Consider the following 20,933-nt stretch of genomic DNA (forward strand, 5'->3'; position numbering starts at 1 on the left):
GGGCCCCCTTTGCCAAAGGGGGCAAGCGGCTGCGCCGCTTGTGCGCCCCTGCTTCGCAGGGCTCATCCCCCGTCCCGCCCGCAGGCGACCTGGCCCCTTTGAAAAGGGGCAGAGCGGTGCGGTGGGGATTGACCCGCTGGAACTGCTTCAAACTGGAAAGCTGAGGTAGAAGACAGGACTCCCAGGGTCGCCCTACAAATTTTATCTGCGTAGCGAATGGAATGAAAGGGGCGAAATCTTTGGGGATAAAACGCAAGGCACCCGGGCAGACTAGAGGAAAACACTGGAAAAGGATGTGACGGATATGGTGAAGGGAATCACCCGTCAGGTAATTTTGGTCAAATCCCCCGACCCCCGCCTGTTTGAGGAGGCCATCTTTATTGTCAAGGAGGAGGCCCTGGCCCGGGAGGGGGTCAGCGCGGACAAGGTGCTGCGGGAGGCCAGGCAGGCAGCGAACGGCTATTTAAAGCAGGGCCGGGCCTGGAACCGGCGTCTGGAGCGCATTCCCGCCCCCTTCTGGAGCCTGCTGGGGGCGGCGGCGGCCTCGGCGGGCTGGGCGGTGTGGCTGCTTTTGCTGTAACCCCTCTGTTCGCCGCGCATAGAATGAAGTGGGAGGACCCTCTCCCACTGGACCAAGGACAGGGGTTTTCTTCTTTTTCCTCCTTATACTATCATACCTGGCGTCCCAGTGGGCAGTCCACTGGGACGTTTTCTTGAAATCCCCGGACGGCACTTGCGAAGCGGCTCGCTTTGTGGTAGGATGGTAAAAACTTTGGGGGAGGAAGTACATATGCGCCACTTCATCGACTTTGGGGATCTGCTCCGACCGGAGTGGGACCAGCTCTATCTGCGGGCCAGCCAGATCATGGACGCGCCGGAGGACTATCTGGACGCCTGCCGCGGCAAGGTGATGGCCTCCCTGTTTTACGAGCCGTCAACCCGCACCAACTTCTCCTTCCAGGCCGCCATGCTCCGGCTGGGTGGGACGGTGTTCGGCTTCTCCGACCCCAATTCCACCTCGGCGGCCAAGGGGGAGAGCTTAAAGGACACCATTAAGATGGTCTCGGGCTATGCCGACGTGGTGGTCATGCGCACCCCCTGGGAGGGAGCGGCCCGGGCGGCCTCCCTCTATTCCAACGTCCCCGTCATCAACGCCGGCGACGGCGGCCACATGCACCCCACCCAGACTATGGCCGACCTGACTACCATAACCCGCCAGCTGGGCAGGGCTGACAGTCTGTCCATTGGGCTGTGCGGCGACCTGAAAAACGGACGGACGGTCCACTCCCTCATCAAGGCTTTGGCCAAGTTCCAGGGAGTCCGCTTCTTCCTCATCTCCCCTCCGGAGCTGGCGGTCCCCAATTATATGCGGGCCTTTATGGAGGAGAACGGGATGCCTTTCACCCAGGTCACCGGGCTGGAGGCGGTAATCCCCCAGTTGGATGTGCTGTATATGACCCGTATTCAGAAGGAGCGGTTTGTGGACCCTCTGGAGTATGAGCGGAACAAGGGGGTCTACGTCCTGACCCGCCGGAAGCTGGAGCGGGCCAAGGAGAACATGCTGGTTATGCACCCTCTGCCCCGGGTTGACGAGATCGCGGTGGACGTGGACGACGACCCCCGGGCGGTGTACTTTCAGCAGGCCCGGTATGGGATGTTCGCCCGGATGGCACTGCTGTCCGACCTGGCCAACCAACCCCGGCGGGAGCAGACCCCGGCAGTGGAGATCGGCACAAGACCCGTCTGCTGCAATCCCCGCTGCATCACCCAGAGCCAGCCCTACCTGCCCCCGCTGGTGAAGAAAACCGGCGGCAGGGACTGCTGCGCCTTCTGCGATGGGGCGCTGGAGTGAGGCCCTCTCTGGACAGGCATTCTCTTCTCGCAAAAGAGAACTCAAAAGAACTTTTCGCCAAAACTTCGTTTTGTTTTTGGGTGGAATGAAAGGATGATGTCGTATGTATTCGGAGGATATGGAGCCCAGGTCAAGGTCCGGTTCTCCCTGGATACGCCTTATTTGAAGCGGGACTTCAACCTGGACCTGATAATCTGGAATCTGAACGAGGCTAATCTGGAGCAGACCGAGCGAGTGGTCCGCTATGTGCTGAACAATTTTAACAAGCTGTTTGAAACAGGCTGGACCACCCTTTACCATCATCTCCGCAAGGTGGATGTGTACGGCAGGGTTGCGGAGCACACCATACAGGAGTTTTTTGTGGAGCAGATTAACTTTGAGTGCCCCTACTACCAGATTCAGTTGGAGATGAACTGTGACCACCTGGAGGACGGTCAGGCCCGATACTGCTTTGTGGTATCCACCACCTGTGACTACTACAAATGGATGATTGCCGACGATGATATGCGGGTCTACATGAACGGCAACCGGGCCTGCGGCTTTAACGACAACAATGACAACAGACAGATGCAGGAGTCTCTGGAGGACTGCGAAATGTTCTACGGCATGGGAGCGTTGCTGGAGGAGCACTATACCGAAATGGAAGGGGAGGGATTCCAGTTTGCGGAACCATTGTAATAGGGTCTATTTGAGCGTTTTATGAAGAAAGTACCCAAGCTCGGAGCGGTCCAAGCTGCCCTGGGGACGTCCCTTCGCTTTTGGATGAAAAATTTGCAAAAAGCCATTGACAGGCGCTTGAAAATGTGGTAGTATTTAAAGGCTGATGTGAGAGGAAAATACCGTCCATGCGGGTGTAGTTCAATGGTAGAATCCCAGCCTTCCAAGCTGGTCGCGTGGGTTCGATTCCCATCACCCGCTCCAAATGCGCCTTAGCTCAGGTGGATACTTACTGCCGCTTCATGAGCGGAGCGAATTTAGCGGCAGTTAGTGCCCGCGAAGCGGGTTGAGCAGCTGCCCCTTCGGTGGTTGCGGCATGAATATGCGCCTGTAGCTCAGGTGGATAGAGCAGCTGCCTTCTAAGCAGCGGGCCGGGGGTTCGAGTCCCTCCAGGCGTGCCAGCCGGCTCAACGAGGAAACCGGTCATCAGCGATATGGTGGGTGTAGCTCAGTTGGTTAGAGCACCGGATTGTGGTTCCGGGTGTCGAGGGTTCGAGTCCCTTTACCCACCCCACATCAAGGCGGCAGGGCCGGAGCTTCTGCTCCGGCCCGTGCTTTCTTCCATTGGATACAGGGGTGTAGCCAAGTGGTAAGGCAAGGGACTTTGACTCCCTCACTCGCTGGTTCGAGTCCAGCCATCCCTGCCAAACCCCAGCTGCCCCATACATGGATGTGACCCAGTAGCTCAGCCGGTAGAGCAACTGCCTTTTAAGCCGTGGGTCCGGGGTTCGAGTCCCCGCTGGGTCACCAAAACGCGCAGATACGAACACTCTTTGTCGTGAGGAACGTATTTGCGGTTGAAGAAAAGATAGAGCCAAGGTCGTGAGGCCTTGGCTCTATCTCTGTTGTCTCCTAAAGCCTAATCTTGTTTTCTGTTCCCGATTATGTGAATGGATTGTGCCAGCAGTTACTCAGCCAAAATATAGCTATGCAGCTATATTTGTGCTGTGTATGGATTGCAGTTGCTAGATTTCTCAACGAAGAAATAGGCTATTTCGAAAAAGAAACCTTTACCTCCATGCCATCGGACTTCCATTCATTGCTTTTAATAGGAAGCCCATGTGCGGTGTAGACGATATAGATTGATTCGCCAATTTCATCAATTGGCACGGTTACAGAACCTGTGTAAGCTTTGTTTGTGTTTGTGTAGTCAACTTTTTTGCTGTCAAACAAAGTAACATCTTTAACTTCTTTTTCTGTTTCTGGCCAATCTCTCAATATTTTGATTTGCTGTTTTCCTGATTCTGCCTTGATGTCACACTCAATACTGATAGTTGCGTTTGCGTATCCCAAGACTTTCAACGCATCAATATCAACGCATTCATCGACTGCAACAAAATCATATTTCGTTCCTTTGCTATCAAGAGACTGTTTCAAAAATCCCTTGTCGCTAACTTGATATGTATTTGCTCTTACATGTGACAGTGCCACATCGGTTGTGACGCATGGAGATCAACGGTGTTTGCCTCGTAATCAACGGAAGCCCCCAAGTCTTTAATGTTGATACTTTTGGTGTTAGCTTTAACAACCAGATTTCCTGCCTTATCTTTGTAACCGATGATGCAGACGCCATTAAGCTCTTTGCCCAAATGAATGGAGGACGGATCGAGAGGCTTGTCAAAGGAGTATATTACAGAGTTTAGGTCTTTTGTTTGCTGCCCATCCAAGAAAAACCGCACCGTGAACTCTGCTGGTAAAAAAGCGGCTTTTAGGAGGAGTGTATTATTCCCGATATATTCCTTGACTATCGTTCCGTTTGAGTCTACATATTGAACACCATCTTTGGTTTCATATCCCTCGAATGTATATCCTCTTTTTTGAAGAACATCAATGCGAGAGCCTTTTTTTAGCGTGAGTTCCATATAGCCACCACTTTGCCCCGTATGTACAACAGCGTTGGTAGAAGGCTTTAATTGGGCGGTTTCTAAATATTCTGTCAGTTCTTGTTCCCAGTCATATTCAGGCTCATCGACTGGCATGACCGGGGTTAGATCAACAGGTTCTGGGGCATCGGAGGAGCTTTCTTTTCCGCATCCTACAGCAAAGAAAAGACACATCAGTAACAATATCAATAGGAGTTTCTGCAATCTCATTTTTCATCCTCATCCTTGTTTCTATGGGTTTTAAATACATCTTTTTCCAAATCTTTAATCCCGTCAGAATCCGCGTCTTCAATCCAATCTCTAACAGCCGCTTTAATCTGCTTTTTCTGAATCTTGCTCTTAATCCAGAAACGAACTATGAGAATCAGCGCAACCGCTAATGCAATACCGATAACCCAACCCTTAATGTGATAAATAGCAATAAATTTTTCGAGCCAATTCAATTCATCGTCTTGCATGATGACTTCTTTTCGATATTTTTCCCTTTCATCTCGCGTAGGTTTTTCTGCCGGTTCTACAATCGTAGTTGGCGTATCCGCAATCAGACTATTGGTATTCAGATCGAATACCTTTCCATCATGACGGTAGACTATGTGGATTGCATTGAAATCTTCGATTTGCGTGAACTGCACATCATAGTTTTTACTCAACAAACCATATGTGCCGCCATTATCTTTCGTTGTCCGATGGGTGTATCCCCAACGGTCCCCGAAGGCTACTGCCCATTCATACTCTCTGGAGGCAAATTCAAGAGTGGTTGCATTTTCGGCGTCCTTGTTCTGTTCAAGAGTTGCGTCGTCCAACCGATAAATCGTGTCATATTCGTAAATCTTTTTATTGCTGTACTTGCTGTCAGATACTACTTTGATATTATCGGGCTCAATTCTTTGGGTCATGGCTTTGATCTGCGGATCGGTATTCTCTGCAGCTGCTTTCTCTTTTCCCTCATAAGCGTAGGTCAGCTGATCGTACTTAACATCAAGCTGAAGAATTTCATCCGGCGTGAATTTAATATCGCGATCCACATCGTAGCAATTGAATGCGAAGTAGAAAAACGACCGGTTATCTTCATCTAATCCCTCCGGCTTTTCGATAAGGTTATACCATAAATCTTGGAAGACGTTTTTCTCTTTGTTAAATTGATAAACAGCTTCAATATTTCGGCCCGCAAGAGTTATATGATATCGATGCTCCTGACTGAAGTAGTACTGCTCGTCATTGATGTATACCACACATTCCTGAGACATATTATAGGTCTGCGTATCAGCAGGATCTTTTTCATTCCGGAAATGAATCTCGGAAATCTCATATACATTATCGGCAGATACGGTCCAATCACTGATGGCATATTTTTGATAAGAACCATCTATCTCCAACAGCTCGACAACATGATCTCTGCCATTAATGCACATGGAATTGATTCGGTATGCATCGTATTCGCTATCTTCGGGCATCCGGAAATACAAATAGTACTGTTCCTCATCTGGAAAAATTGCACACAGATCAGAGAGCGCTAGGGTAACATCTCCGTTAACCATTTCGATACCGAAGTACTCCAAATCACTTGTAATTGCGGATTCTTTATTGATAATGTATCGGCTTGTCGGTTCAGAGATAGAACTTACAGGTTCTGAGACCGGTGTTTCAATCTCTACCTTTTGCGAGGGGATATCTTCGTCAGTCACCCGAGTACATCCAAACAAAGACACCGCGAAAAGGGCCGTTAAATACAGCAAATATGTTTTCTTTTTCATTTTAAGTTACCCCTTCAGTCTCTTTCTCTTCAACACATAGTCTACCTCGCCTGTGCTGGTCGGAAACTTCTGCGCCGCAATGCCCAATGCAGAGGACAGATCCAGACGTTTCATGTTCTAAATCACTCAGCTGGATAGAATCAGTTTCTGGTTTATGGCAAGACAGGCCTTCTCCGCCGGCGACATTATATCCCTACCCTAGTTCGGCATTTTATTACATTATAACCGAGAACATCCACAGTTACAAGGCTTCTTTGATTATGTCTTTCTAAATTGTCCCAATTTTATTTTGTGTTCCCGGCCTGGTGAATGTGTTATGTCGCAATAGTCTCAGATGATAGGAACACGAAAGCGAATTGGGAGTTAATATATAGGGTGTGGACGTATCGTTAAGTGTTGCCCTGATCACAGCATGATAAAGAAAATGCGTCTTATATGGAACGACCTCTACTTCACTGACAGTAATATCGATTGTTTCAAAATCTGTGTCAATTTAGATGAAAAAGGTCGGAATTTACTAAGGCCGCCTATCCAAAGATAGGCGGCCTTGCAATTTTTCCCCGATCAGTTCCCCTTGGCTGTCACGACCGGCTTTGCGATTGTTTTATAGCTGTCATTCTTGGCTTCAACGGTCAGTTCCACTTCTGTAATGCTTTCCGGCTCTGTGATACCGTTTTCTTCCAGAGACAAGCCCATCAGTTCCACATCCAGCACACCGCTGCCACCGGGGGCCACTGTTCTGCTGAAACAAATGAAGTTGGTCATGTATCCATTTACCGATACGGAGTTAAAATCAATGTCGAAGCTGAGTTGCTCTGAGGCGCTGTTTTCCACCAGCAGCAGGAGATGGATATCATCGCTAAGTTCGAAAGAATCTGGAACCAATCCCTTGGAGACGATATGGATACCGTCCTCCCGGTAAAGTTCCTCTCCTGATGCGTCGAAGGAGGTGTTTCTGCCTGGGACCGCAAAAGTCAGTGTCTGCGGAACTACCAGTGTGTCCAGAACGCTGTCTTTCGGTTCGAGGAAATATGTGATCTGGCCAATGTTTTCCAGTCCAAAAGCGGTCTGATAGGACTTATCCAGTACACTAGACAGATTTATGGTCACTACCCGGTGCTTTCCTGCGCTGATCCAGTCGGTGGACCAGTTGCCGCTTTGAACTCCCAAGCCGTTGATGGTGATGTCGCCGACAGAGACATATACTGTATCAGAGGACGTGTTTTCTATTTCCACCAGCAGAGCCTGTTCTCCGCTGGAATTGGTCACTAAAGTCTGAGAGATTACATGGATACCTTTCTGGTCGTAAACTTCGTTCTCAGAATCATAGTCCAAAGCGAAGCCAAGGGCCGGTACATTGTCCGCAATGGCCTGGCGGTAGGTGTCCTCCTCGTAGTTATAGCTGTCAGCAATGGAGGTCTTCAGCTGCCGGGGCCCGGTCAGCAGATAGTCGTTGTATTGATCGTCGGTGATATTGAAGCCCAGCTCAATATCTGCAATATCGCTGATACCCAGGAGAGTAAGCTCATCCACACTGAAGCTGACCGTCTCATTGGATTTCTTCCCCGCCGCTATGTCGGCATTCAAGTATCCGTCGTCCACCATGTATCCGTTGACCGAGTTGCAGTTGTACCCCAAGGTACCACTGTAGAAAGACAAGTTCTTGTCGCTGTTGTTCTCGATGGCCAGGCTCAGCTTCACATCGTAGGCCGTATATTTGAGTCCCGTGGCGGTGATCTTGACATCGCTTTCGTCCACCAGTACGGTTTCTTCTACGGTCGCGGAGGGTTCGAACTGGACCGCATTTCCGCCGGGAACCTGTGTGGAAGCGGATACGCTCGTCTGCCCTGAGGAGGCAGACGATTCGGATGAGGACGTTCCTGGGGAAGTGGGGCCGCCGCAGGCAGAGAGCAGCATGACAGCTGCTAACAGAATCGCAAATCTCTTTTTCATAACATTACCTCCATGTGTTTTATTTTGATGTATAGATCACTTTGATCAGATGGACGATTGGATCAGACTGGCCCATTCCTGCGTTTTCCAGTTGAGCCGCAGCGCTTCCGTCCGGGCAAGCTGTGCTTCGGTTCGGACTTTCTTTTCTGTCAGCCGGACGATCTGCCGTTCCAGCTCCGTCTGCCAGTGGCGGGACGGAGCTGAGAAGATAGCTCGAATACTCCGGACAGGGAAGTCCAGTTCCCGGCACAGAGACACAAACTGCGCGCGCAGAATGTCCTCATCGCTGTACAGCCAATAGCCACTTTCCGATTTTTGCGAGGGCTGGACCAGCCTTTGCTCGATGAAGTACTTCAGTTCCCGTTTTGGAATACCTGTGAGTTTTTCCACCTCCCCAATGGTCTTTCCAGTGGCTTTCTTGCCGCTCATGTTCGATTTCTCCTTTTCAAATTTGATGCTAAGACCGGCCGATATCGGCTGTCAAGGTCGTTAGCGAGGATTTTTGGCAGCGCCTCCTCATCAGGAGCCGTGTAAAAATTGCGAAGCCGATCCTCATCAGAAGCGGTGTAATTTTTGCGAATTTGATATGGAGAAATCAGATGTGACTAGAAGAACATTCCGGATCAATAACGGCAAAGGCCAGTTTTACAAAATGTAAAACTGGCCTTAAGTATTTGGAGTTGACCTGCCATTTGACAAGCGAGGCCGTATGGAGTAGTGTATAGGAGAGCGTAAAAGTAATAGAGCGGGGGGATTGTATGTTAGGCGCGATCATTGGCGACATTGCCGGTTCTCGTTTTGAGTGGCACAACATAAAGTTAAAAGAATTTGAACTATTCACCTTGGACTGCAGACCTACAGACGACAGCGTTATGACGCTGGCTGTTGCAAAGGCGTTTCTATCCTGCAACAAGGACTATTCTGATCTGGCAGATCAGACAGTCATATGTATGCAGGAGTTGGGCCACCGCTATCCTAACGCCGGGTATGGCGGCCGCTTCATACAGTGGCTCGGTCTGGAGTGCCCAAAGCCCCGCAAAAATCTGCGTTTTATGCAGCGGTTCAGTCCAACACGACCAAAGCCCTATGGTAGCTTTGGAAACGGCTCCGCCATGTGTGTCAGCCCATGCGCATATGCCGCGACCACCTTGGATGAGGCCCTCCATTTTGCGGAAACCACAGCGGCCGTTACCCACAATCACCCGGAAGGGATACGGGGTGCAAAATCCGTTGCTGGAGCTATTTTTCTTGCTTTACACAGTGCAGATAAAGAACAAATCAAGAAATTTATTGAAGAAAACTACTATCAATTGAATTTCACTCTGGATGAGATCCGCCCGGCCTATACGTTTGACGTATCCTGCCAAGGCTCAGTCCCGCAAGCGATTGAGGCGTTTCTGGAATCAACAGGTTTTGAGGACGCAATACGTAGCGCGATATCAATCGGAGGTGACAGCGATACCATTGCCGCCGTCACAGGCAGTATAGCGGAAGCATATTATGGCATCCCTGTTGGTCTCAGAACACAAGCACTCTCATATCTGGATGAAATACAAATCGACATTCTCAGTCGGTTTGAAGAGAAATATGAAGCCATTCAGTTAAAGCGACAGGAATTGCGGAGTTGACAGTCAAGTCATTAGCGAAAATTTCTGATAACGCTTTTCTCATCAGGATCTGTATAAAATTGTGAAGATAATCCTCATTATGGGCAATATAATTTTGGCAAATTTGAATCGGGCAAAATCAAACTTGGGTAACTAAAACAGTCACTAACATATATGGAGCAAGTAAAATGAAAGCAAAAATGCCGGTGCAGAAAGAGGGGGTGCGTCGATATCAACGCACTCCCCTCTTTCTGCACCTCAACCCGTCCTGCTCGTCGCGTCTGCCCAGGCAGACACTCCTCGCAGAACCCCTCTTTACAACTCTTTCATCATGACAAACTCGTCTGCCAATTTACAGCGCATTACAGCTCATTAAAGTCCAAGGACAATACACATTTTTCGCTCCGACCTGTTCTCCATGACATTTTTCAAAGCTCATGGTTTCGCCCAAAAATCGGCAATTAGCTGATGTCTCCAATTTGCTGTAATTGGTCAAAGTCCAAAACACGGATTATCGTGACACCTTTTTCACCCCATCGTCCGATCACCGAAAAGGCCATATGTTCCATATTGTCGTCCTTAAAAAAGATACCTTTCAGGTTGTTAAGGATAACTTGGATGGCCCGGTTGGAGGTGTCCCATACTTTGGCGTTATTGCAGCCTTTGGTGGTGATAATTTCAATTTCTACAAACGCTTTTTCAAAATACGGGAGCATGAACTGACGAGCCGCCTCCGCAATAGCTGTATGGATCATCGTTTTCCAGTGTTCCTCCAGAGCCTCTGTTAATTTTTTCATGGAAGGCAACGGTTCCTGGATGGTCAAAGTAACCACTGAATTAGTGCTTGTCCCGGAGCTCCGCTGCTCTGCAAGTGGTCTCTGCCCTGTTTGACTGTCGAACACCTCTTTGTCATAAATCACAGCCAGCTCCTGACTCATCAGGCGTAGCGTCAGGTCATACATCCGATATAGCTGCGCCCAGGTGGGTTCTCCTTCGATGGGCAAACAACGTTCGATTGTCGCCAGTGTTTTTTTAAGATCGGTATGCATAGATTTTCAGTCCCTCCAATCTGTAAAATTCTGGATACATCCCCGCGATGGGATGGTCTATTTTGTGAATATACAGCTCCAGGGTAACTTGGGGCCGACAATAATCGTCTTTCTCTCTCGGCTCCAGATATGTTTTTACAGCGGAAAAGAAACAAACAAATTTCAACAGGTCGCAGGCTGGATTGACAAAGAGATGTCGAGGCCATACCTCTATATCTCCAATTCCTTGTCTGCCCAGCCGTGTGCCGCCATTTTCATCACACAACGCTTGGATGTACTTCTCCTCATCTAGAATCCGATTCAAACTTACCGCCAGATGCTCGGGAGTTGTCAAATAGACATGCTCATAATTTGCTCTCAGTTTGATAGGAGAGCGAGACCAGCGTGTGGGTCTGTCGCGCTCCAGGCAACTTTCTTGAAGCAGCTGACGTCGGTTCCACATAGTCTGACGGATAATATTTCGGGCGGCCTTGATTCGAGCTTCCTTGCGGCAAATCAGGAGCATTCCTGTAGCCTTTGTCGCATAGCTGCCATACCGGGTGTAAAACAAAGAGCCCTCCGCCCGTACCTGCCATTCCATTGCCCCGTCTCCAATGTCATAGACTGCCAAGCGGTGCTCTCCTGCCACCAGCATCCCAGTGAAGCGGGTGGTGGACAGGATTCCAGGGGCAATGTTGCGCCAGCAGGCGGAGGGGATAAAACACGGCTCAGGCGACGCCGGTATACTTCCAACAGCGGGCACCCCGTTTTTCTCCATCAACGCCGCCATGCGGGATACCTCAATTATGCGTCTGGTTTCGCTTGTGCCGCCGCCTGCGGCAACCAGCGGCTTGATTTCGGGAAACAGTGCCCGGCCCTTTGCCAAAATAGATACGCTACCATCTTTCCGCTTGGAAAGATATTTGTTCTTTGTCAACGGACGGAACGCGTAGGACATCTTGGTGCGATCCCCTGTTTCGTCCACGTCCAACATTTCCAGGCAACCGCTGTAATCCAATAGGTTAAATCGTGCCAAATGTCGGAGCAGTTGTAATTGGTTATCATGTAATTTCATTTATCTTCTCCTTGTAAAATGACCAGGCGGCAGGGAAGCGGCTTTCTTGCAAAAGCTGTTTCCCTGCCGCCCAGCGTGTTTTGTGATTGTTTTCCACGGAAAGCAATCACCCCCTTATTGTTCTTGGCCCATTCTCTTAAAGGGGTTCTCCGTTGAGATAGGCGATCAACCGCTCCGTATAAATGCGGACATACCTCTGTCGGGTACCAATATTGGCGCCGATGAGACAAAACGGCTCACGGCCCTCTGCGACCAATCCGGACAACTGGCGAGGTGAGACACCCAGCAGTTTAGACGCTATATCCAGCGGTACATAGTAGGGGTGTTCTTTTCGCAGCTTATCCGCTGCCTGTTTTGGCATACGCAACTCCTCCTTTCTCTGTGCACCACTGTTCAAAAGCTGCCTCATTTGCCGGGTCATCATAAAAACGAAAGGCAGCCTCCAAAAACGTGGCGCACAGTATTTTTTGTTCCACACTTGGAATGGCTTGGGGAATGATATGAATGGTGTAGTCGGCTATTGCTCACCTCCGTAAATCAACTGTTTGGTGACTATCGAGGTAAAATAGTGCGGTCACGTTCAGTTGATGGATGATAAACACAGTATAAATGCTCTTCGTCCGAAAGTCAACCGTTTGGAGATAAATTCTGGACTTCGCATAAATTGATATTGACAATGGTGATTTAATATGTTTTAATATGGGTACTGACATCAAAAGGATGGCTGCCCATGGATGCTGAAACAAAACGGATACATGAACTGTATCCAGGATACGAAGATGTAGAACTAAAGCCGACCTCTTTCGGGGAGCGTCTGCGCCGAATCCGCAAAGAGATGGGGGAGACGCAGGATGAGTTTGCCGCACGGATCGGCACCTCCAAGCAGGTGCTCAGCCGCTATGAGGGCGGACAGCGTATTCCTAAGATTTCTCTGGTAGAGAGTTACGCCAAAGCATTGAATGTCTCCGTTGACTATCTGATGGGAGAAAGTCAGCAGGAGTCTGCGTTCGACTCCATCTGCACCCAGAGCGACAAACCTTTTTACAAGATCTTCATTGATGTCACAATGGAAATGGGGCTGCTGATCCCTGATATTGTCCGTGTCACAGGATTGACAGATCGACAAGTCCGCACCATTATTTTCCGCCGTATGAAAGAGGCTCCGCTGCCCATCGCCTTGCAGCTATCCAAGACCCTGGACGTGCCTCTGGAGGTCTGGACAGGCAACGAAAGCTATAAGGTGGGTGAAATATCGCCAGAGGCCAAAGAGGTTGCCAGAGCCTACGACAGAGCCAGTCTGAAAGACAAGAATACAGCACGCCTGGCTCTTGATCTGGAACCAGTCAGGGAGGTGAAACGGGAATGAACGCTGTGGTCTATGCCCGTTACTCCAGCCACAAGCAGGGAGAGCAGTCCATTGAGGGTCAGCTTGCCGCCGCCCACAAATACGCTGGTGAGCATGGCTACACCATCATCCACGAATATATCGATCGGGCACAGACTGGGCGCAATGATGACCGGGAGCAGTTCCAGCAGATGCTGAGAGATACCGCCAAGCACCAGTTTGAGGCAATCATCATTTGGAAGATTGACCGTTTCGGCCGCAACCGGGAAGAAATCGCATTCAACAAATACCGCTGTAAAAAGAACGGCGTCAAGGTACTCTATACGGCCGAGAGCATCCCGGACACGCCAGAGGGCATCATCCTGGAGGCCGTTCTGGAGGGGATGGCTGAATACTACTCCGTCCAACTGGCGACCAATGTAAAACGTGGCATGGACAATGTAGCTCGCAAAGGTCAGAGTGTCGTCGGCACAATACCTCTGGGATATCGGACTGGTGCAGATAAGCATTTGGAACCAGACCCCAAGACAGCTCCGCTGGTCAGACAGATTTTTGAGATGTACGCAGCTGGTAGTACACAGAAAGAGATCATCGACTACCTTAACGCAGAGGGACTACGAAACCGCAGAGGAAAACCGCTGACCGTGAACAGTATCCGGGCGGTCTTGAAAAACAAAAAGTACATCGGAATTTACCACTATGATGGAAAAGAATACCCTGATGTCAATTTTCCTGCCCTGATTGATACCGAAACATTTGCGAAAGTCCAACAGATGCTTGTCCAAAACCGAAAAGCACCAGCTAGGAAGTGGACAAAAGCGGAATATCTGCTGACAGGAAAGTTGTTCTGCGGCCTATGCGGTCATACAATGGTCGGCGAGTGCGGCACAGGGAAAAGTGGTGCCAAATATTGCTACTACAACTGCCTGGAAAAGAAAAAGAACCGCACCTGTCGAAAACGTGCAGTTCGTAAAGGTTGGATTGAGAATTTGGTGTTGGAAAAAGCCAAAGCCGTTGTAATGAGCGATGAGATGATTGACTTTATTTCAGAAAAGACTTATACTTACTACATGGAACAGAACACGGATACCTCTTACACCGATTCCCTCCATGCCGAGTTGGAACAGGTGAAGGCAGCGACTGCAAATCTAGTGCGGGCGGTGGAGGCCGGCATCTTCAACACCGCTACGAAGGCCCGGATGGATGAGCTAGAACAGCAGCAAAGAGAATTGGAGGCTGCCCTGGCCGATGCGGAACTGGTCAGCGGGCTTCGGCTCACACAGGATCACATCAAGTTTTTCCTGCTGCAATTCCGCCAGTTGAATTTTGAGGAGCAGGAAAGCCAGCGCAGGATTATTGACATCTTTGTCAACTCCATTTTTGTTTACGATGATAAGGTGACTATTACGTTCAATTACTCCGGCGACAACCGGACGATTACGCTCCCGGAGGTGGACGCTGCCGCCGCAGGTGTTCGCGGGCTGGGGGCAACGGGTCACCAAAGCGCGCAGATACAAATTCCTCCAGCGGCGAGAACTGCATCTGCGTTTAAATCGAGGATAGAGCCAAGACTGCAACGTCTTGGCTCTATTTTTTGCCGCCTTGCGGAGTTCCTTCGCCGCAGGAGCCTCAGTCCCGCGGAGCACAGCCTGCCGGCGCAGGTCCACCTAGACCACCCGGAGCCCAATTTGTTTATGTGGACTGTTCAAATTTAACCGCCTTCGCATAAAACGTGCCCACCGGCATGGCACAGGCGCTGGCGGCCTGCTGAAGGGTCATTTTCTTTTCCCTCCAATCCTGATGTACCTGGTAAAAATTTTCCGGCAGCGGAATGGATGGCCGCCCGAATTTGACTCCCCGGGCCTTGGCGGCGGCGATGCCCTCAGCCTGCCGCTGGCGGATGTTTGTGTGCTCATTTTCCGCCACAAAGGAGAGAACCTGAAGCACAACGTCGCTGAGGAACGTTCCCACCAGGTCCTTACCCCGGCGGGTGTCCAGCAGAGGCATGTCCAGCACAACAATATCAATCCGTTTTTCTTTGGTGAGGATGCGCCACTGGTTTTGGATCTCCTCATAATCTCGTCCCAGCCGGTCAATGCTCTTGATGTAGAGTAAATCGTCCGGTTTCAGCCGTTTGACCAACCGCTTGTATTGGGGACGCTCAAAATCTTTGCCGGAGTGCTTGTCCATAAAAATGTTCTGTTCCGGAATGTCCAGACCCTGCATGGCAGTGAGCTGGCGGTCCTCGTTCTGCTCCTTGGTGCTTACACGAATATATCCGTAAATTTCCATTCCCGCTGTGGTCACCTCCAAAAGCAAAGTTAAACTCTTTGCTATTCATGTTGGAATTGTAACACAAATGTCGCCTTTTCGGATTTAAAGAGGGTTTTTGGCGAAAAAAAGCTTGCCGGGGATGGTGATGGTCCACTTCCCGGCAAGCTTTTTCGTTGTGATGAATCAGGGCGGCTCAGCTGGAATGGCGGGGCTGTCTCAGCGCGTATCTACCCTATGGAAATACTGCCCTGCACCTCCCCCAGCGCACCGTCGCTGGCCTGGAGGTACAGCCCATAGGTCCCGGGTCCCGCTTGAGACTCAGCCGCCGCGCCCACTGTAAAGTCTGCAACGCATTTCAGCGGTTCTCCCGGCTGGCGCAGATTGTGAACAGACCAGCAGGCCACGTTCTCCTCCCCATCCCTAGCAAAATAAACTCTCATCCCCCTGCCTGTCTTTGCGGAAATGTCATACTGAATGCGGTCCCCCTGGGATAGGGTATATTCCCCCAGGAAGATGGTCTCCCCGGCCCTGACAGCTTCCGCATCCACGGGGACCACCTGGGGCCTCCAAAGCCCGGCCGCCGCCTCGCCGTCGTCCCCCATATCCCCCAGCAGCTGCGTCACCTCTGCCTCCGTCATAGGGGCCGCCCCGGTGATCCTGTCATTCCCGTCCCGGACAATCTTCACATTGACTGTCCCCGCCGGGTTCAAATTCAGCGTGTAAAAGGATTGATTGGATCGTATATCCAGAAAAATGTTGACCAGCTGTCCCTGGTAGTAATAATCCTTGCCGGTCATCGTGACCCCCGCCGCCTGGTACTCCGCCCTCTGGGCCTCCTCCCACTCCTCTTTCCGTTCATCCCATTCGTCGTCCTTGTCCAGCCGGTCAAACAGCACCGACTGGAAGGACCATGCCCCATCCTCCAGGGCCCGGTCCAGCCAGAGCTCCAGCTCCTCTGTCGTCATGCAGTCCGCCAAGGTGGAGAAAAACGCAATTTCCCCATCCTCATACGCCCGTTCCGCAAACTCGGCAATCAGCGGCGCACCTATCGCCAGTCCGCGCACCTCAACAGAGAAACTCGCAATGTCGGCATCCGTATAGGCCTTTTCCAGCCACCGCCGCTGACCACTCTCATCCAGGCGGGAGAATGTGATCTGGAGCAACGGCAGACTGCCGGCCTCATAGTACCGCTCGATCTGCGCGGCATAGTCCCTGCGAGGCAGAGCCGTGACCGGGCTTTTGTGCCAGCCCGGGAACCCGCCGGACGGCTGACGGGAAAGGGCTGCGGTGGGGCAGATAAAAACTGCTGCACACATCACGCACACTGTAAGCACACCCGTCAGAAGGCGAATTGCCGCGGATTTTTGTTCGAACTTCATAATAGCGCCTAACCTCTCTTTCAACAGCTGTTTGTTTTCGCTTAACGTGACGGCCCCAAAGTGTTTCTGATCTCGCCCGACTGCCGCCATCGCCTCCAGCAGAGTCCTGCCATAGTCCTGGGCCCTGCTGCGTCCAATTCTTGTCAAAACCGCCTCGTCGCAGGAAAACTCACAGGCCCGGATGATCTCCTGGCGCATCAGGTACACCAGCGGGTTGAACCCATGCAGGCAGACGGTCACCTGGACCAGCCACTTGTAGAGCACGTCCCACCGTTTGCAGTGCGTCAGCTCGTGGAGGACGGTATACTGAAAATCCTGCTCGGACAGATCAGCCCTTGGCAGTACAATGCAGGGACGGAACACGCCTACCAGCAACGGCGAAGAGATCAGCGGATTGACAAACAGCTCTACCGGCCTGTGAATGCCCATCTGTTCTGCGGCGATGGACAGGCGGTCCAGCAGCGCAACGTCGGAGACTGGGGTCCATCCCGCCCTTATATAGCTCATGAAGCTCTGGTAGAGGGTTATGCTGCGGAGCAGCAGTCCCAGGGCTGCCGCCAGCCAGATCAGCCAGAGGTGCTCCACCAGCGCCGCGCCAAATTCCAGAAGCGGGCGGGCGGCTGCCGTACCTTTTGCCGGACTCTCCTCCCAACCGCCAGGGGAAACCGCCCCCTCCTCCGAAGCACCATGCACGGACTGGGGCGGCAAAGGAGCGGCCTGGACAATTGCCTGGCGGACAGCCTGATAGGCCCCTCCCAGCAGGCGGGCTTCCGGACCAAAGGGAAGCAACAGCCGCAGAATGACAATGAGCCAGATGTAGTACTGCCACTGCCGGCTGACCTTCTCCCTCCAAAGTCCCTTTCCCAAAAGCAGTGCCAGAATCAGCAGGCTGCCGGAGATGGACATGGCCAGAAAAGTTTTCAAAACTCCGTTCACGGCTTTTCTCTCCCCTTTTCCAGCAGCGCTTTCAGCTCCTCGTACTCCCCGTCTGTCAGCAGGTCGCCCATAATCAGGTTGGAGACCAGTCCCTTGGCGCTTCCCTCGTAAATCTTATCCAGAAAGTGTTTCGTCTGCGCTGTCCGGTATTCCGCCTCCGAGACCCGCGGGGTGTACTCGTTGCGGCGTCCGATTTTCCTGGCGCTTAGAAACCCCTTGTTCACCAGCCGGGACAGCAGCACGATCAGGGTGTTCTTTTGGCACGGCCTGCCCCTGGCCGCCAGCGCATCCATAATGTAGGCAAACAGTGTCACCTCCTCCGGATTCCCCCATACAATTTTCATAATCTCAAGCTCGGCATCGGAAATCTGTAGTCCCATGGTTCGCCCTCCTCATTGTATAACGCGGTGTCATTTTCTATAATATAACACTCTGTTATTCTTTTGTCAAGGCAATTTCCAAAAAAATCCGGCTGGCAGAGCGCTCCGCCCCATCCTCTGCGTCCCTGCCAAACAAAAACAGGGCCCGATGTCTCCATCGGGCCCCGTTTGTACTCGGTTTTTGGAATCAGGGAATCACAACAGCGTCGTCAGCCTGGAACGCAGAGACGCTGTAGTAGCGGGTTATGGTGCCGTCCTCGGCCTTCTCAAAGCTGAAGTGCTCCATGAAGTCCCACAGGATGGGCATCTCAGAGGGATAGCAGTTGTGGGGCCGCAGCAGACAGGTGGCCCACTGCACCAAAGGAATATCGGTCCCGTCCACTTTCTTGCTCCAAGTGTAGAGTTCGTTGTGACGGCTGTCCACACTGGTGACCTTGTTTGCCTTGTCCGGGGCAACTGCGGAATCAATTCCGTTGGCGGCCAGCATATATTTGCCCCAGGCCTGGAGGTTCTTGGAGTCAAAGCAGGCAGCCAAGTCGCTTACATCCATCTGACCGCTGAGAAGCATGGTGGGAATGGGCTGATTGGACTCAGGAGCGGCCAAACGCATCATGGCGTCGTAGCTTTCAAAATCCGGGTCGCTCTGGGGGATGGGAATGGCGGAGGTGGAGCCCACAGCGGCGAAGAACTCAGGGTTGGTCATCGCAAAGCCCTGGGAGGCAATGGAACCGGCGGACTGGCCGGAGCCATACACACGGGAGAAGTCCAGCGTGGCATAGGAACCATCCACCTGCTCCTTCAAAATGGTCATCAAAGAGGCGTAGAATTTATCCGAATCTGCATGTGAGACACTACAGGGGCTGGCATTATAAGTCTCGCAGACGAAAGCCAGCACAATACCCTTCTGATCGGCCACTTCCCACCACAGAGTAGAATCCATGAAGATGGAGTCCGTCTGGGTATTTCCGGGGAAGATAATCAAAACGGGAGCCTTTTTGCCCTGCACACTCTCAGGAACGTAGAGCATATATTCACGGGGATCCCATTTTCCGTCGCCGCTGTTGTCGCTGAAGGCAATCACGCCCACCTGGACCGTACCGTGGCCGGGCAGCTTCGCATCGGACTGGGCGAGAATCTGGGTACCGTCACTCAGAGTCTCCTTTACGCCGCCGCCCTTGGCCTGCTGCTGGGCGGCAACCCGGGCGGAGGTGTAATCCAAGCGGTACGCCAGCGCATTGGAGTAAGCAAAGGTGGTGTCGTAACGGGTATATACGGACATAAAGGCATACAGGTCAGAGGCCTTCGGGCTGCCTTGGCTGACACGCACCTGGGAGATGCCGTATTGAGCGCTGGCAGGCAGCTGAGAATTTGCATAGTGGGTTTGATAAGCGTTGGAATCCTTGGACTGGTAATAGACAGTGCTGCCGTTCACGGTCTCACCGCCGGATACACAGTCATTAGCGGTCTTCCAGTAGTCCTCGCTTCCAGTATAACCGACAAGCCAAGTGGGAACCGGTACATCCTTGGGAGCAATCTGTCCGCCGATTCCTACCTTCTGAAGGGTCTCTGTCAACACTTCAGTAATATCACCGTTGGCACTCTTGCCGTCATAGAGCGTGCTGGCGGCGCTGGTAAGTACGCTGGAGCCCGCCGAAGTGCCATCCATATAAACCTGGCCAATAACAAAGATGGGATTCTTCGCAGCCCACAGCTCAAGAGCGGCAGCACCCTTGCCATAGCCGGCCACATAGAACTCACCGAAGGTAGAGAACACATTCTGCTTACTGGCATTGTTACCGCTCTTCAGGAAGCTGATTGCGCTGTCCAGGTAATCGGCCTCCTCCTCGGCAGTGCCCCAGCCATTGGCGCCGGGCTCCAGCACATACAGGCCCTCGCCCTTCTGGTCCATCAGGTCAATCCAGCCCTCGTCCTCCAGGAACTTCTGGGTGTCGACCCCGTCCGGAACGGCGATGATGGTGAAATAGCTGCGAATGGAGGCCTCCTCGGCGATGTACACTGTGGCCCGGCGGTTTCCGTCAAAGCTCTTGGTATACCAGCCTGTGAGGGGCAGCTGAGCCGCCTGGCTCCAGTCATAGGCCAGGTCGGTGATCTCGTCCAGGTCCTTGGCGCTGCTGGTCTCGGGCTGGGGCTCGGTCTCCTCAGCTACACTGCCGGTGGCGGAGGCCGCCTTGGCCGCGCTGTCCCAGCTCACCTGGAAGCCAAAGGTCTGGGCCAGGTGGTAGAAGGGGACATAGAGGGTCCCGTCTACCAGAGTGGCCACAGTGTCGCCGGCGGCAGAGCCCGCAGTGTAGGTCTGGGCGATGCCGTTAGCGGTGAAGGTAACGCTGTCTCCCTCCACGGTGTACTCGATGCCCATGGCCTCAGCCGTCTCCACCGGCACCATGGTCCGCCAGTCGGAGTTGATGTAGGCAGAGTTGGAGGCAGTCTCTCCGTTGACCACTACCCGGACCGGGGAGACGTCAGCGGATGCAGTGATGGCCATACCTGCGGCCAGAGCGGCGGTCAGGCACAGCGCGGTGAGCTTGCGGTATAATTTCATGCTTCAATTCATCCTTTCTCGCTTTCTTGAGAGACGCTGTCATTTTGTACAATCCAGCCCCTCCGTCTTATCAAATATTATAATAAATTCCACCAATCCATGTCCAATTCATAAAATCGATTAAATCATGTCAAAAATCAATTAATACACTGGCGGAGTGCAAAAAAGGAGGCCCCAAATCGAGGCCTCC

At 51.9% G+C, this 20,933-nt stretch carries 18 protein-coding genes and 5 tRNA genes; 11 read left to right on the top strand and 12 right to left on the bottom strand.

The window, feature by feature from the left end:
* Positions 1-304 precede the first annotated feature (304 nt).
* The 8 genes from D1646_RS15650 (at position 305) to D1646_RS15685 (ending at position 3,319) form a co-directional block, all read left to right on the top strand.
* A complete protein-coding gene (locus D1646_RS15650; protein ID WP_160637370.1) occupies positions 305-580 on the top strand; it encodes a translation initiation factor 2 in 276 nt (91 codons plus the stop codon).
* A 210-nt stretch (positions 581-790) separates the two neighbouring features.
* Positions 791-1,852 (top strand): aspartate carbamoyltransferase, encoded by a 1,062-nt coding sequence (gene pyrB, locus D1646_RS15655; RefSeq protein WP_160637371.1) that lies wholly within the window; start codon positions 791-793, stop codon positions 1,850-1,852.
* Positions 1,853-1,945: 93 nt separating this feature from the next.
* Positions 1,946-2,530, top strand: a complete 585-nt coding sequence (locus tag D1646_RS15660) for a hypothetical protein (protein ID WP_160637372.1) — start codon at positions 1,946-1,948, stop codon at positions 2,528-2,530.
* Positions 2,531-2,699: 169 nt separating this feature from the next.
* A tRNA-Gly gene (locus D1646_RS15665) sits at positions 2,700-2,773 on the top strand.
* A gap of 120 nt (positions 2,774-2,893) precedes the next feature.
* Positions 2,894-2,970: transfer RNA gene (locus tag D1646_RS15670), tRNA-Arg, on the top strand.
* A gap of 36 nt (positions 2,971-3,006) precedes the next feature.
* Positions 3,007-3,083 (top strand) — tRNA-His (locus tag D1646_RS15675).
* 58 nt (positions 3,084-3,141) lie between these two features.
* Positions 3,142-3,216, top strand: a tRNA-Gln gene (locus D1646_RS15680).
* Positions 3,217-3,243: 27 nt separating this feature from the next.
* Positions 3,244-3,319, top strand: a tRNA-Lys gene (locus D1646_RS15685).
* A gap of 240 nt (positions 3,320-3,559) precedes the next feature.
* Here the strand turns inward: D1646_RS15685 and D1646_RS15690 are convergent.
* From D1646_RS15690 to D1646_RS15710, 5 genes are all read right to left on the bottom strand, one after another.
* Positions 3,560-4,000 (bottom strand): hypothetical protein, encoded by a 441-nt coding sequence (locus D1646_RS15690; RefSeq protein WP_160637373.1) that lies wholly within the window; start codon positions 3,998-4,000, stop codon positions 3,560-3,562.
* The gene (locus D1646_RS15695; RefSeq protein ID WP_160637374.1) at positions 3,982-4,662 is read right to left on the bottom strand and encodes a hypothetical protein; all 681 of its coding nucleotides are present in this window, start codon (positions 4,660-4,662) and stop codon (positions 3,982-3,984) included. The genes D1646_RS15690 and D1646_RS15695 overlap by 19 nt, the downstream gene beginning before the upstream one ends.
* Positions 4,659-6,206 (bottom strand): hypothetical protein, encoded by a 1,548-nt coding sequence (locus tag D1646_RS15700; RefSeq protein WP_160637375.1) that lies wholly within the window; start codon positions 6,204-6,206, stop codon positions 4,659-4,661. Before D1646_RS15700 ends, D1646_RS15695 begins: the two co-directional genes overlap by 4 nt.
* Positions 6,207-6,770: 564 nt before the next feature.
* Entirely contained in the window at positions 6,771-8,159 is a 1,389-nt protein-coding gene (locus D1646_RS15705) for a catabolite control protein A (protein WP_160637376.1), read from the bottom strand.
* A 45-nt stretch (positions 8,160-8,204) separates the two neighbouring features.
* The gene (locus D1646_RS15710; protein ID WP_160637377.1) at positions 8,205-8,588 is read right to left on the bottom strand and encodes a MerR family transcriptional regulator; all 384 of its coding nucleotides are present in this window, start codon (positions 8,586-8,588) and stop codon (positions 8,205-8,207) included.
* A gap of 329 nt (positions 8,589-8,917) precedes the next feature.
* Here D1646_RS15710 and D1646_RS15715 point away from each other — a divergent pair, with 329 nt between their 5' ends.
* On the top strand, positions 8,918-9,787 hold the full coding sequence (locus D1646_RS15715; protein ID WP_160637378.1) for an ADP-ribosylglycohydrolase family protein: 870 nt from the start codon (positions 8,918-8,920) through the stop codon (positions 9,785-9,787).
* A 440-nt stretch (positions 9,788-10,227) separates the two neighbouring features.
* On the opposite strand, the gene D1646_RS15720 is transcribed toward D1646_RS15715, so the two are convergent.
* The 3 genes from D1646_RS15720 to D1646_RS15730 all read right to left on the bottom strand — a co-directional run bounded on the left by D1646_RS15720 (position 10,228) and on the right by D1646_RS15730 (position 12,230).
* A complete protein-coding gene (locus D1646_RS15720) occupies positions 10,228-10,815 on the bottom strand; it encodes a hypothetical protein (RefSeq protein WP_160637379.1) in 588 nt (195 codons plus the stop codon).
* Positions 10,799-11,869, bottom strand: coding sequence for a hypothetical protein (locus D1646_RS15725; RefSeq protein ID WP_160637380.1), 1,071 nt, complete (start codon positions 11,867-11,869; stop codon positions 10,799-10,801). Before D1646_RS15725 ends, D1646_RS15720 begins: the two co-directional genes overlap by 17 nt.
* Before the next feature lie 136 nt (positions 11,870-12,005).
* Entirely contained in the window at positions 12,006-12,230 is a 225-nt protein-coding gene (locus tag D1646_RS15730) for a hypothetical protein (RefSeq protein WP_160637381.1), read from the bottom strand.
* 369 nt (positions 12,231-12,599) lie between these two features.
* Here D1646_RS15730 and D1646_RS15735 point away from each other — a divergent pair, with 369 nt between their 5' ends.
* Complete coding sequence (locus D1646_RS15735; RefSeq protein WP_160637382.1) at positions 12,600-13,235, top strand: helix-turn-helix transcriptional regulator; 636 nt, start codon at positions 12,600-12,602, stop codon at positions 13,233-13,235.
* Complete coding sequence (locus D1646_RS15740) at positions 13,232-14,929, top strand: recombinase family protein (protein WP_160637383.1); 1,698 nt, start codon at positions 13,232-13,234, stop codon at positions 14,927-14,929. Before D1646_RS15735 ends, D1646_RS15740 begins: the two co-directional genes overlap by 4 nt.
* On the opposite strand, the gene D1646_RS15745 is transcribed toward D1646_RS15740, so the two are convergent.
* The 4 genes from D1646_RS15745 to D1646_RS15760 all read right to left on the bottom strand — a co-directional run bounded on the left by D1646_RS15745 (position 14,907) and on the right by D1646_RS15760 (position 20,743).
* The gene (locus tag D1646_RS15745; RefSeq protein ID WP_160637384.1) at positions 14,907-15,506 is read right to left on the bottom strand and encodes a recombinase family protein; all 600 of its coding nucleotides are present in this window, start codon (positions 15,504-15,506) and stop codon (positions 14,907-14,909) included. The two genes, D1646_RS15740 and D1646_RS15745, sit on opposite strands and share 23 nt — an antisense overlap.
* 209 nt (positions 15,507-15,715) lie before the next feature.
* Entirely contained in the window at positions 15,716-17,803 is a 2,088-nt protein-coding gene (locus D1646_RS15750) for a M56 family metallopeptidase (protein ID WP_160637385.1), read from the bottom strand.
* The gene (locus D1646_RS15755; protein WP_160637386.1) at positions 17,800-18,183 is read right to left on the bottom strand and encodes a BlaI/MecI/CopY family transcriptional regulator; all 384 of its coding nucleotides are present in this window, start codon (positions 18,181-18,183) and stop codon (positions 17,800-17,802) included. Before D1646_RS15755 ends, D1646_RS15750 begins: the two co-directional genes overlap by 4 nt.
* Positions 18,184-18,370: 187 nt before the next feature.
* A complete protein-coding gene (locus D1646_RS15760; RefSeq protein ID WP_160637387.1) occupies positions 18,371-20,743 on the bottom strand; it encodes a PHB depolymerase family esterase in 2,373 nt (790 codons plus the stop codon).
* Between the last annotated feature and the right edge of the window lie 190 nt (positions 20,744-20,933).

Origin of the sequence: Pseudoflavonifractor sp. 60 (assembly GCF_009911645.1) — a bacterium.
In the GTDB taxonomy this organism is placed as follows: Bacteria; Bacillota; Clostridia; order Oscillospirales; family Oscillospiraceae; genus Lawsonibacter.